A 14530-nucleotide genomic window follows, 5' to 3' on the forward strand; every position below is an offset into this window, starting at 1 on the left:
CGTCGACCGAACCTGCGTCGACCGAACCTGCGTCGACCGAGTCGAACCGCAGATCGGCCGCCTCCGTATCCCCGCGCACCGGCCATATCGCGCCGGTACGGAAACCGCCTGAGCCCCGAGTCCACGAGGACACCTGCCCAGATGCCTGCGAACGAGTCCCCGAAGCAGACCCCCGAGACGTCCGCCACGTCCGTCACGACCGCGCACGGCGTGCGCGACTGGCTGGCGTCGGCCGTCGCCGAGGCGGCCGGGCTCGACCCGCTGACCGTCGACCCGCACCGGCCCATCGCCGAATTCGGCCTGGGATCACGCCAGTTGGTGACGCTGGCCGTAGACCTCTCCGAGCGGATCGGCCGTACCCTGGACCCGTCCCTCGTCTACGACCATCCCACGATCGAGGCGATCGCCGAGGCGGTACTCGACGACCGGCCCAGCCCTGTCATGACGGCGACGGACCCGTCCCCCTCACACAGGCGGGCACGGCCCGACGACGACATCGCGATCGTCTCCATGGCCTGCCGCTTCCCCGGCGGCGCCGACGACCCCGAGGCACTGTGGCGGCTGCTGACCGAGGGCCGGGACGCCATCTCCGAGGTACCCGCGGGCCGTTGGAACACCGCCGGCCTCTACGACCCCGACCCGGAGGCCGGCGGGAAGGCGTACACGCTGCGCGGCGGCTTCCTCGCCGACATCGACCGCTTCGACGCGCCCTTCTTCGGGATATCGCCGCGTGAGGCCGCGGCCATGGACCCGCAGCAACGACTGCTCCTCCAGACCACCTGGGAGACCCTCGAACGCGCCGGGATCGTCCCCGAGACCCTGAACGGCAGCTCCACGGGCGTCTACATCGGCCTGTACGACAGCGGCTACCTGGCCTCCGCCGCACTGGGTCAACTCGACGGGCACGTCGGCACGGGCTCGGCGTCCAGCGTGGCCTCCGGGCGCATCGCCTACACCCTCGGCCTCCAGGGCCCCGCCGTCACCGTCGACACCGCCTGCTCCTCCTCCCTCGTCGCCCTGCACCTGGCGGCCCGCGCGCTCGCGGCGGGCGAATGCGACCTCGCGCTGGCAGGCGGCGCCACGCTCCTGGTGACCCCGCGCGGGCACGTCGAGTTCAGCCGGCTGCGCGGACTGTCGCCGTCCGGGCGGTGCAGCCCGTTCGGGGCCGACGCGGACGGCGTGGTGTGGGCCGAGGGCTGCGGACTGGTCCTGCTGAAGCGGCTCTCGGACGCGCGCCGGGACGGCGACCGGGTCCTCGCCGTCGTCAAGGGCTCCGCCATCAACCAGGACGGCCGCAGCCAGGGCCTGTCCGCCCCCAACGGCCCGGCGCAGGAACGCGTACTGCGCGCCGCCCTGGACGCCGCCGGCCTCCGCCCGGACGACCTCGACTACGTCGAGGCGCACGGCACCGGCACCAAACTCGGCGACCCCATCGAGGGCCGCGCCCTGGCCGCCGTCTTCGGCCCCGGCCGCCCGGCCGGACACCCGCTCACCGTCGGTTCCCTGAAGTCCAACATCGGCCACACCCAGGCCGCGGCGGGCATCGGCGGCGTCATCAAGACCGTCCTCGCCCTCGGCCACGAGCACCTACCCGCCTCCCTGCACGCCGAGACCCCGACCGCACACGTCGACTGGGCGGACGGTGGCCTGCGCGTGCATGACACCGCGAGCGCCTGGCCGCGTGGCGGGGAGCGGGCGCGCCGGGCGGGCGTGAGCGCGTTCGGCATCAGCGGGACGAACGCACATGTGGTGCTGGAGGGGGCCCCCGAGGACCTGGCGGACCGCGCGGTCCAGGGGAGCGACGACGAAACCGCCGGCACCAGCACCGAAGAACCACCCGCCCCCCACACGACCCTCTTCCCGCTCTCCGCCCGCACCCTCCCCGCCCTCCACGGCCAGGCCGCCCGGCTGCACGACGCCCTCACGGCCGTCCCCGAACTACCGCTGCCCGCCGTGGCCGCCACGCTCACCCACCATCGCACCCACTTCGAGCACCGAGCCGTCGTGCAGGCCGCCGGCCGCGAAGACCTGCTGACCGCCCTGCGCGGCCTCGCAGACGGACAGCCAGACGGACAGTCCGGCACCGACCTCGTCGTCGGCCCCCAACAGACGCTCCCCTCAGGCAAGTTGGCGTTCGTCTTCCCCGGCCAGGGCGCCCAGTGGACCGGCATGGCCCGCGATTTGCTCGACCGCGACCCCGTGTTCGCGGACGAACTCGACCGCTGCGACTCGGCACTGCGCCCCTTCACCAGCTGGTCGGTGACGGCCGTCCTGCGCGGCGACACGAACGCCCAGTCCCTGGACCGCGTGGACGTCGTCCAACCGGTCCTCTTCGCCGTGATGGTGTCCCTGGCCGCCGTATGGCGGGCCCGAGGCATACGCCCCGACGCCGTGATCGGGCACAGCCAGGGCGAGGTCGCGGCGGCCTGTGTCGCCGGAGCGCTCAGCCTCAACGACGCCGCCGCTGTCGTAGCCCTGCGCAGCCAGGCCCTGACCGAGCTGTCCGGCACCGGCACCATGGCCGTCGTCGCCCTGCCGCACACCGAGGTCGAGGCCCACCTCGCCGACCTGGACGGCCGGGTGTCCGTCGCCGCCGTCAACAGCGGCCGCTCGACGGTGATCGCCGGTGACGTAGAACCCCTGGAAACCCTGCTCGCCGAACTCGACCGGCAGCAGGTCTTCGTCCGCCGCCTCGACGTCGACTACGCCTCCCACAGCGCCCACGTCGAACCGGTCCGCACGACGATCCTCGACGAACTCGACGGTGTCACCACCTACCCGACCTCCGTCGCCTGGTACTCGACGGTCACCGGCGAGCCGGTCACCGAGGAGCGGGAAGCCGACTACTGGTACGCCAACCTCCGCGAACCCGTCCGCTTCGCACCCACCGTGGAGCGCATGCTGGCCGACGGCTACCGGTACTTCGTCGAACTCGGCCCTCACCCGTCCCTGCTCACCGCGGTGCGCACGGTCGCCGAGGACATCGGTCACGACAGCCTGGTCGCCGTCGGCTCGCTGCGCCGCGACGAGGACGGCCCCGGCTGCCTGGACCGGGCCGCCGCCGAACTCCACGTCCACGGACGGCGGGTCGACTGGCGCCGCCTGGTTCCGAACAGCGCACCGGTGGACCTGCCGACGTACGCCTGGGACGCACAGCGCCACTGGATCGAGCCCGAGACCGCCACCGGCGCGGCCTGCGGCCTCTTCGACCGCGCCGCGCACCCTTTGCTCGGCGTCCAGCTCCAGTCGGCGGACGAGACCCGCTGGACCTTCCGGGGCGAGTGGTCCCCGGCCACCGCCGACTGGCTGCCCGACCACGCCGTGTTCGGCCGGACCGTGGTCTCCGGCACCACCCTGATGGAGTTGTGCCGCGCCGCCCTCGACGTCGCCCGCCCAGAGGTCCCGGGCGACGTCACCGACCTGCTCATCCTCGCCCCCCTCACCCTCCCCGCCTCCGGCACGGTCGAGGTCTCCGTCGAGGTCGTCACCGCCGGTGCCGTACCGGAGATCACCGTCCACAGCCGGCCGCGCGGCCAGGAGGCCATGGGCTGGACCCTGCACGCCACCGCGTCCGCCGACGCGCCGGCCCCCACCACGGCGGCCGGCCCGCCGACCTGGCCGCAGACCGTCCACCCCTCCTGGACCCCGGAGACGTACGAGCGACTGGCCGACCAGGGCCTCGGCTACGGCCCGGCCTTCCAGGGCGTACAGGAAGCGGTCCCGACCGCCGACGGCGCACTCCTGGCACGCCTCTCACTGCCCGCCGCGGCCCGCGACACGGCCGACCCGTACCCCGTCCACCCGGCCCTGCTGGACGCGACCCTGCACGTGGCCGCGTCCTTCGACACCTCCGACAGCCGCGTGCTGCTGCCGGTCGCGGTGGGCCGCTGCGTCCTGCCGCCCGGCGGCGCCACCGACCTCATCGCCCTCGTCCGGCGCACGGGCGGCTCCGGCACGGACCTTACGATGGACGTGACCCTGTGGGACACCGACGGTCTCCCCGCAGGACGACTGGAAGGCGTACGACTGCGCGCCGCCGACCCGGCGGACCTGAACAGCGGCTCGGAGAACGGCCGCCACCTGTACGAGGTGGTGTGGACGGCGCTCACCGAGGACCACGCCGAGGGTCCGGGCAACGAGTGGACCGTGGTGGGTGACGCGGCCGATCCGGAGGTGGCTGCGGCGCTGCGCGCACTCCGAGCGGAGGGGATACGGGTCGGGGAGGGAGTCGCCAGGGCAGGTGACACGGCCGCCGACATCCTCGTACGGTTCTGGCCGCGTCCGGCAGCCGACGCCGAACCCGCTGCCGCCGCACAGGAGTTGGCGGACACGGCACTGGCCGAACTCCAGTCGCTGATCGCCCTTCCGCAGGAGGAGGCGCCCGCCCGGATCGTCTGGGTGACGCGGGGCGCGGTGGCGGCCGGCGACGGCGACACTGTTCCGGGGTTCGTCCAGTCGGTGCTGTGGGGCCTGGCCCGCAGCGCGCGCGCCGAGCACCCGGACCTCGGGCTGACCCTTCTCGACCTCGACTCCCCGGATGTGCTGCCGACAGCCGTCGCGTACGTCGGCGAACCCGAACTCGCCTGTCGGGCGGGCGTGTTGCTGGCTCCGAGGCTGGTGCGGGCCCGTGCCACGGACGCGTTGCGCATCCCCGCCGGGGACACCTACGAACTGACCGGACACGAACTCGCCGGACTCACGGCGGACGTGACACTCCGTCCGGCCGAGTCCCGGATTCTGGCCTCGGGCCAGGTGCGCATCCAGGTGCACGCCGTCGGTGTACGGCCGCTCGCCGGGTGCGCGGGGATCATCACCGAGGTCGGAGGCGAGGTTGAGGGCCTCGCCCCCGGGCAGCGCGTCGTGGCCCTCGCTGAAACCGCGCCGGGTTCCGAGGCGATCGCCGACGCGCGGCTCGTCGTGGTGCTGCCCGACGAGATGGCGTTCACGACTGCGGCCGCCGCCCTCGCTTTCACGCCGGATGCCGACCGTGAAGAGTTCGTCCGTGAAGCCGTCGACGCGGCTCGGAGCGCCCCCGTCCGCCCCCAGGTCTTCCCCGTCCCCGCCGCACGCGAGGCGATACGGCGACAGCACGCGACCGGCGCCCCTGTCGTCCTCGACCTCGTGGGCCGCCCGTCTCTTGTACCCACCGACGGCACCGTCCTGATCACCGGCGGTCTGGGTGCGGTGGGCCGCCACATCGCCCGGCTTTTCGCCGAACACGGCGTCCCTCGGCTTCTGCTGACGTCGCGTCAAGGCGGTGCCGATCCACGTACCGCCGAAGTCACCGCGGAGCTGACCGCGCTCGGCACTGAGGTCGAGGTCGCCGCGTGTGACATCGCGGACGGGGCGGCCTTGGCCGACGTACTAGGCCGTATCGGCGACGACCTGCCGCTGCGGGGTGTCGTGCACTGCGCGGGCATCCTGGCCGATGGCGTGGTAGCCGAGCTGACGCCCGAACGCCTCGCACAGGTACTGCGCCCGAAGGTCGACGGCGCCGCCCACCTGCACCGACTCACCGCCCAGCTGCCGCTGGACCTGTTCCTGCTGGTCTCCTCCGCCGCCGGTGTGGTGGGCAACGCGGGCCAGGGCAACTACGCGGCGGCCAACGTCTTCCTCGACCAACTCGCCCACCGTCGACGGGCGTTGGGCTTGCCCGGTGTGTCGATCTCCTTCGGTGCCTGGGCGGGCGAGGGCCTCGCCGCCGAACACGCCGACCTGGAACGGATGGCCCGCCTCGGCCACCGCGCCCTCACCACCGACCAGGGCCGCGAACTGGTCGGGCTCGCCCTGCGACAGGGCGCCCCGCACCTCGTCGCCTGGGCCCTGGACCTGCCCCGCCTGCGCGACAACACGGCGTCCACGAGCGGTGGTTCGGCCGCACTCTGGCGCTCGCTGCTGCCCGCCGCCCGCGCCGACCAGAACAGCGGTGAGGGCCTGGCCGAACGCCTGGCCCGCCTTCCGGAAGCCGAACGCCGCGAGCGCGTTCTCGCCGTGATCCGCGAGGAGGCCTGCCGAGCCCTCGGCCTGCGTTCAGCGGAGTCCGTCCGCCCCGACGAGCCGCTGCGCGACCTCGGCATGGACTCGGTGACGGCCGTCGAACTCCGCAACCGCCTCGGCAACCGCCTCGGCGCCAAGCTCCCCGCCACCCTCCTCTTCGACCACCCCACTCCGGCCCGACTCGCTGAGCACCTCCTGAACACGGTGCTCGCGGCGGCCGATCGTACGACCCGCCGCAAGGTCCCTGACTCGCCGACCATCGCATCGGTCGACGAGCCGGTGGCGGTGGTGGCGATGGCGTGTCGTGCGCCGGGTGGTGTGACCGGCCCGGAGGGGTTGTGGCGGCTGGTGGCGGAGGGCCGGGACGCGGTGGGTCCGTTCCCGGCCGGGCGCTGGGACGTGGAGTCGCTCTACGATCCCGATCCGGAGGCGATGGGCAAGTCGTATGCCCGTGAGGGCGGTTTCCTGGACGACATCGGCTCGTTCGACGCGGGCTTCTTCGGGATCACGCCGAAGGAGGCTGCGGCGATGGATCCGCAGCAGCGGTTGTTGCTGGAGACGGTGTGGGAGGCGCTGGAGCGGGCCGGGATCGTGCCCGCCGACCTGGCCGGCAGCACCACCGGTGTCTACGTCGGCATGTTCGGCAGCGACTACCTGGCGGGCTCCCGCCTCGACCAACTCGACGGATACGTCGGCACCGGCTCGGCACCGAGCGTCGCCTCGGGCCGCCTCGCCTACACCCTCGGGCTCAACGGACCGGCGCTCACCGTCGACACGGCCTGCTCGTCGTCGCTGGTGGCGATCCACCTGGCCGCGCAGGCGCTGCGCAACGGTGATTGCGATCTCGCGCTGACCGGGGGTGTGACGCTCATGGTCACGCCTCAGACCTTCGTGGAGTTCAGTCGGTTGCGGGGGTTGTCGCCGACGGGCCGCTGCCGGTCGTTCTCGGACGCCGCGGACGGAGCCATCTGGTCCGAAGCGGTCGGCATGGTCGTACTGAAGCGGCTGAGCGACGCGCGGCGGGACGGTGACGAGGTGCTGGCCGTACTTCGCGGCACGGCCGTCAATCAGGACGGGCGCAGCCAGGGGCTGTCCGCACCCAACGGCCCGGCACAGGAACAGGTGATCCGGCGGGCCCTGGAACAGTCCGGCCTGGAGCCCGCCGATATCGACTACGTCGAGGCCCACGGCACGGGCACCACGCTGGGCGACCCGATCGAGGCCAACGCCCTGGCCGAGGTATTCGCCGCCTCCCGACCTCATGGCAAGCCGCTGTATCTGGGCTCACTGAAGTCGAACATCGGGCACGCCCAGGCGGCCTCAGGAGTCGTCGGACTGATCAAAGTGGTCCAGTCGCTTCGCCACGAGACGCTCCCGCAAACCTTGCACGCCGACACGCCCAGCCGCCATGTCGACTGGGACAGCAGCGGACTCCACCTTCTGCACGACGAGATCGCCTGGCCGGCATCGGAAACCCGCGTACGCCGTGCCGGTGTCAGTGCCTTCGGCATCAGCGGCACCAACGCCCACGTGATCGTGGAAGAGGCACCCCGGACCGAGCCGGAGCCATCAGTCGAACTCGCCCCGGGCGAGCGCCTGTTCGTGCTGTCGGGGCGCAGTGAGACGGCCGTACGTGAGCAGGCCGCACGACTGGCCGCCCACCTGCACGACGCCGACGACATCGCTGCACTGCCGGACATCGCGCACACCCTGGCCCGCCACCGCACTCACTTCGAACGACGGACCGCACTCGTGGCCGCCGACCGGGACGAACTCCTCACCCAGCTCGACGCCGTGGCCACCGGCCGGACCGTCATGGCCCCCGCCCGCGCGGAACAGACCGGCAAGGTGGCGTTCGTCTTCGCCGGACACGGCGGCCAGTGGCCCGGCATGGGTCTGCGCCTGATGGCCCACTCGAAGGCGTTCCGCGAGGAACTGACCCGCATCGACAAGGCGATCCGCGAGCGCGTCGGCTGGTCCGTGCTCGACATCCTCAAGGACACCGACAACGGCACGGACAACGCCCCCGGCACCGCGACCGCCTTCGACCGCACAGAGATCCTTCAACCGGTGCTGTTCGCGGTCAACGCCGCCCTGGGAGCCGCCTGGTGCGGCCTCGGTGTCACCCCGGACGCCGTGGTCGGCCACAGCCTCGGCGAGATCGCCGCGGCATACCTCGCGGGCGCTCTCACCCTGGAAGACGCCATCACCGTGGTGACCGGCCGCGCCCAAGCCGTCGTACCCCTGGCCGGCAAGGGTGGCATGCTCGCCGTTGAACTGCCGAGCGCCCAGGTCGAGGAACTGCTCGCCCCGTACACGGGCCGCCTGTTCGTCGCGGTCGTCAACAGCGCGCACTCCACCGCGGTCTCCGGCGACGCCGACGCACTCGCCGAGCTGCGGGAACAGCTCGACGATCAGGAGATACCCGTCCGTCGGCTGTCGACGGTGTTCGCCTCGCACACCCCCGCGATGGCCCCGCTCCGCGAGGAACTCCTCGACCGTTTCACCGAAGTCCGGGGCACGGAGGCGCTGTTCCCGCAGTACTCGACGGTCCTCGCCGAACCCATCACGGGTGACCGACTGGACGCCGAGTACTGGTACGCGAACCTTCGCGAGCCCGTCCGTTTCGCCGACACGATCCGGCGCATGCTGGACGACGGTTACCGCTATTTCGTGGAAGTGAGCCCCCACCCGTCGCTCGGCTCCTCGATCGAGGCGGTGGCGGCCGAGGCCGGTGTCGACGCGGTGAGCGTCGGGTCGCTGCGCAGGCAGCGGGACGGGCTGGACGTCCTGCTGGGCAGGCTGGGGGAGTTGTACACGGCCGGGTTCACGCCCGAATGGTGGCAGGTGTTCCCGGCCGGTCGCCGGGTCGACCTGCCCACGTACGTCTTCGCCCGCGAACGCCACTGGCTCGCCCCCGCCACCCAGAACGGGGGTGGCGTCCCGTTGCTCGGCACACACATCGAGGCCAGCGACCAACCCGACCGCCACCTCTTCCAGACCGACATCGACCTGCGCGACAGCCGCTTCGCCTACCTGACCGACCACAAGGTCACCGGTGAGGTCTGGCTGCCCGGTGCGGCCTTCCTCGAAATGGCGCTGGAGGGCGCCTCCGCCCTGCGCGAAGGCGACGAAGTACGGCTGGCCGACGTCCAGTTCGTCCAGCCCCTGCGCCTGGACGCCGACAAGCCCGTACGGCTGCAGCTGGTCCTGCGGCCCGCCGAGAACGGCTTCCGGGACTTCACCATCGCCTCGGCGCCCACCGGCGAACGGCGTACACCATGGGAACACCACGTCACCGGACGCGTCGCCCTGGGCAGCGATACCGACACCGAACCGGCAGCAGCGGAGCGACTCGCCACCCTGCGCAAGTGGTGCACGGAGGAAGCCGATCTACCGACCGTGTACGCCGGTCTCACCGCCCTCGGCATCGACTACGGCCCGGCCTTCCGCGGCCTTGAACAGGGCCACCGCACGGACGGCGCGGCTCTCGGCCGACTGGCCCCGAAGCCCGACGCCGGTCACCTTCTGCACCCGGCGGTCCTCGACGCCGCCTTCCACACGGCCGCTCTGCCGGGTGACGCGCCCGAGGGGCGGGCGTTCGTGCCCGCCGGGGTCGGACGGCTGAGGTTCACCGGGCTGCGCACCACACCCGTGTGGGTGACCTGTCACCTCCGTTCCGTGGACGGCGACACCGCCATCCTCGACCTGCGACTGATCGACGAGAACGAGCAACTCCTCCTGGAGGCCGAGGAGTTCAGGCTCGCCGCGCTCTCACCGCTCGACGGCGCCCTCTTCGAGACCCGCTGGCAGCCCCGCCCGGACGCACAGGCACAGCCCACCGACGGCAGCTGGCTGCTCCTGGCCGACGACACGGGCGTGGCCACCGCCCTCGGCGAACGCCTGCACGCGGCCTCGATCCCGCACGTCATCGCCCGCCGAGGTGAGGCCTTCACCGTCGAGGGCCCCGGCCGCTACATCCTCGACCCGGCCGATCCCCAGCATCTGGCCCGCCTGTTCGACGAGGCATACCCGGACGGCCTGCCCGAACGCGTCATCCAGCTGACCGCCCTCGACGCCCCGGCCATCACCGATCCGCACACAGCCGACGAGGCCGCCCGGCTCACCTGCCTCACCACCCTGCATGCCGTACGGGCGCTCACCGAACGGCGCGTCGGCAAAGCCCCGCGACTGTTCCTGATCACCTGCGGCAGCCAGGCCGCCGGTGACAGCGCCCAGGTGACCTCTCCCCAGCAGGCCCTCGCCTGGGGCTTCGGCCTCGCCGTGGCCCAGGAACACCCGGAACTGACCACCACCCTCATCGACCTCGAACCGACCGACCACAACACCGACGCCTTCTGGACCGAGCTACGACACGCGGACGACGAACGCCTCGTCGCGCTACGTGGAGCGGGCCGCCTGGTCCCGCGCCTGGCCCGCACCCGCCCTGACGACGGCGGCCACGGCCGGATCACCGCCGACGGCGTGTACCTCATCACCGGTGGTCTCGGCGGCCTCGGCCGCGTCGTCGCCGACAGGCTGGCCCGCCGCGGCGCCCGTCGGCTGGCCCTGATGAGCCGCTCCACCCCCACCCCGGACGCCACCGCCTGGATCAAGACCCTCGAAGAACGCGGCGTCACAGTCCACCTGACCCGCGCCGACGTCACCGACCGCGACAGCCTCACCACCGCGCTGGACGCCCTGCGACAGGAAGCCGGGCCGATCGCCGGAATCGTCCACGCCGCCGGTGTCCTCGACGACGCGACGATCAGTAACCTCACGGACGAACACGTCCGACGCGTCCTCGCCCCCAAGGTCCTCGGCACCACCCTCCTCACCGAACTCGTCTCCGAAGCACAGGACTTGATCCTGTTCGCCTCGGCTGCCGGTCTCCTCGGCTCCGCCGGACAGAGCCCGTACTCGGCGGCCAACGCCTTCCTCGACTCCTGGGCCCACCACCTCACCCACACCGACCGCCACGCTCTCAGCCTCGACTGGGGCGCCTGGACGGGCGTCGGTATGGTCGCCGAATCGGGCACCCGCGCCGCCGAGATGAACCGCTCGGGCCTGGTCGCCTTCACGCCGCAGGAGGGCGGCGAACTCTTCGACCGGGTGCTGTCCACCGAGCGACGCCAACTCGCGCCCCTCGCCCTGGACTGGGAGATGCTCGCCCTCGACCCGGACGCGGCCCGCACGCGTCCCATACTCAGCGACCTGGTGACCGTCCCGACGGGCGGCGGCGCGGGCGGCGCCGACGACCTGGTCAAGCATGTGCTGACGGCGGCCACGGACGCAGACCGCGACACGCGGCTCGAAGCGTACGTACGGGCCAGGGTCGGCGAGGTGTCCGGCGGCGCGGCGGAGGTCTCTGTGACCATGCCGCTGAAGGAACTCGGCCTGGACTCCCTGATGTTCGTCCGCCTGCGCAACGCCTTCGCCCGTGAACTGGGCGTCGAACTCCCGGCGGCGGCCGTGTTCTCGGCCACCGACATCCGAGGCCTCGCTCAGGTCCTGGCGGCAGCCCTGCCCGAACGGGCCACCGCCGAGGCCTTGGAGGAGCGGGCCGAGGCAGTAACCCAAGCCGCCGAGGTTCCCGACACCGAACTCCGGCCCGCCACCCGCGACGTCGTACGTCTGCTGCGCAGCGCCCAGCCGGGTATGCCCGACGCGGCCCACGCCGTCGGTCTCGCCGTACGACTCACGCAACCGACCACCCGCGAGACACTCACCGGCATCCTCGACCGGCTCGCCGCCCGCCACGCGGCCCTGCGCACAGCGATCGAATCCGGCACCGGCAGGGGCCGACAGCTGCGGGTGGACCGTGAGCCGGCGGAGCCGTTGCTGCGCTGGACGACCGTGGCGGACGACACCGGAGTCGACGCCGCCGACCGGCTGCGCGCACTGCTGGAACCGCCCTTCGACCTGACGACCGCACCCCTGTGGCGCTTCGAACTCCTCGACGGCGGCACGGCCCACGGTCAGACCCTGGTCTTCGGCGCCCATCACGCCGTGAGCGACCTGCAGTCGCTGCTGCTGGTGGCGGGAGAGATCGACGCCGAACTGTCCGGCACCCCGCTCGGCGCCACGGTCACCAACCGCGACATCGACCTCCTCATCGAGGCCCAGCAGACCGCCAAGACCGACGGCGCGGCCGATGGCGTGGCCGAGTGGCGCGAAGCCTTCCACGGCAGCGCCCGCCTCGACCTGACCCTCGCCCGGCCGCGCCCGGCGGAACGTTCCTACCGGGCCGGCAGCGTCACCGTGACGATCCCCGACGGCCTCATGGAACAGGTATCGGCGGCCGCGAGCGGCCTCGCCGTCACACCCGCCGCCTTCTGCCTCGGCGCCCTGACCGTACTGCTGGCCCGTATGCGGGAGCGGGAGCGTTTCGTGCTGGCCGTGCCGGTGGACACCCGCATCCACGCCGACGCGTACGACGCGGTGGGCTTCTTCGGGGTGCCGGTGCCGTTCCCGGCCGAGGCCCGGGCGACGGAGCGGATCGAGGACGTACTGCGCCGCACCGACGGCCGCCTGGAGAAGGTCCTGGCGAAGGGCGCCATGTTCACGGACGTCCTGGCGACCCTGGCCAAGCAGGACCTGCGCCGGGCCAACGCCCCTCTGATCGAGGTGTACTTCAACTTCGTACGCTCCGCGGCGGGCCGTCTGAACAACCTGGAGGTCCTTCCGGCCGGGACGGGCTACTCCGACCTCGATCTGATGATCACCATGACCCCGGACGCGGGCCGGATCCGCCTCGACCACAACCTCGACATCCTGGACGCGGCCACGGCCGGTGCGCTGGGGCAGGAGTTCCTGAGGCTGATCGCGGAGGCGGTGGAGGAGCCGTCGGCCGCGGTGCGTACGGCGCCGACCGAGGCCGCCCTACCCGCGAACCAGCCCCCGGCAGGCGTCCAGCTGGCCCTGGCCGCCACCTTCGCCCTGGGCAACCTGCCGCTGATGATCGAGACGGTGCTCCGTGAGGGCGGGCTGAACGGCATACCGAAGGTCGCGGAAGCCCCGTACCACCACGTACTCGCCGCCCTGCGCGACCCCTCCGGCGTCTTCGCCGACCCGACCACGACGGTGGGCGTCGTACTGCTGAGGGCGACGGACCTGGAACGGTTCGGCCCAGTGGACGACGCACTCCTCGCCGAACTGCGCGCCACGTACCCGGCCGCGCTGCGCACCCTGTCCGAGCGCACCAGGAAGCCCCTGATCGTCGGCTTCCTGCCGTCCTCCCGCGACGACGACCGCCTCGCGTGCTGGGAACGCGAGATCGCCGCCGAACTCGCCGAACTGCCCGGTATCGCAGTCCTCGGAGCCGACGACTGGACCCGCCACCACCCCGTGGCCGAACGCTTCGACGCAACGACCGAACGACTGGCCCACCTGCCCTTCACCCCGCAGTTCCAGGCGGCCGTCGCCCTCACGCTGGCAGACGTCGTACGGGCCGTGACACACCCCGCGCCGAAGGTGATCGCGGTGGACGGCGACGAGACCCTGTGGGGCGGGGTGGCCGGAGAGATCGGCCCCGAGGCCGTGGACCTGACCGGGCCGCGGGCCCTCCTCGCGCGCCGGCTGTTGCGGTGGCGGGACGCCGGCGCACTGCTGGCGCTGGTCAGCAACAACGACGAGGACACCGTCCGCGCCGTACTGGACCGACCCGACAGCCTCCTCAAGGCCGAGCACTTCAGCGTGCTCTCCGCCGCCTGGGGCCCCAAGCCCCTCCGCCTGTCCGACGCGGCGAACACCCTCAACCTCGGCCTCGACAGCTTCCTCTTCCTGGACGACAACCCCGCCGAGATCGCCAAGATGCGCTCGGCACTGCCCCAGGTGCTGTCGGTGACCTGCCCGCCGACCGCCGAACTGGAGGAGTTCCTGGGCCGGTTGTGGCCGCTGGTTCCGGCGGCGGCAACCGCCGAGGACGCCTTGCGAGCACGTTTCTACGCGCAGGAGCGGGAACGGGACGCCATATTCGAGCAGACCGGTTTCGAGGAATTCCTCGCCGAACTCGACCTCCAGGTCGACATCCGGGCCCTGTCCGACGCCGACGTTCAGCGAGCCGAGCAACTCGTCCGACGTACCAACCAGTTCACCCTGCACGCCCGCTCCGCCGACGGCGGCGACGTCGCCCGCTGGCGTACGCAGGGCGAGGTGTGGATGGCCGCCGCCCGGGACCGGTTCGGCGACTACGGCCAGATCGGGTTGCTCGCCCTCCGCGCGGACGGCGACCAACTCGACGTACTGGCCTGGCTGATGAGCTGCCGCGCCCTCGGCCGGGGCGTCGAGGAACACCTGTTGCAATGGCTCGCCGACCGGGCCGGCGAACTGGGCTGCGCGAAGGTCCGCCTGACGGCGGAACGCACCCCGCGCAACGTACCGGCCCGCCGTCTCCTCGCCGCGCTCGGCGGCGGAGACGAGGACGACGAGCGTCTGGAGCTCGTGGTCACACCGGAACACCTGCGGGCGTTCCGCTCCTGGCAGCAGTGATGGAACAGCACTGACTGACGGAAGAACTGACTGATGGAAGAAA

General features: G+C 72.3%; 1 protein-coding gene. It reads left to right on the plus strand.

The annotated features are described in order from the left end of the window. Positions 1 to 141 precede the first annotated feature (141 nt). A complete protein-coding gene (locus F3T56_RS09855; RefSeq protein WP_149824438.1) occupies positions 142 to 14487 on the plus strand; it encodes a type I polyketide synthase in 14346 nt (4781 codons plus the stop codon). Positions 14488 to 14530 lie beyond the last annotated feature (43 nt).

This window comes from Streptomyces tailanensis (assembly GCF_008386495.1).
Taxonomy (GTDB): domain Bacteria; phylum Actinomycetota; class Actinomycetes; order Streptomycetales; family Streptomycetaceae; genus Streptomyces; species Streptomyces tailanensis.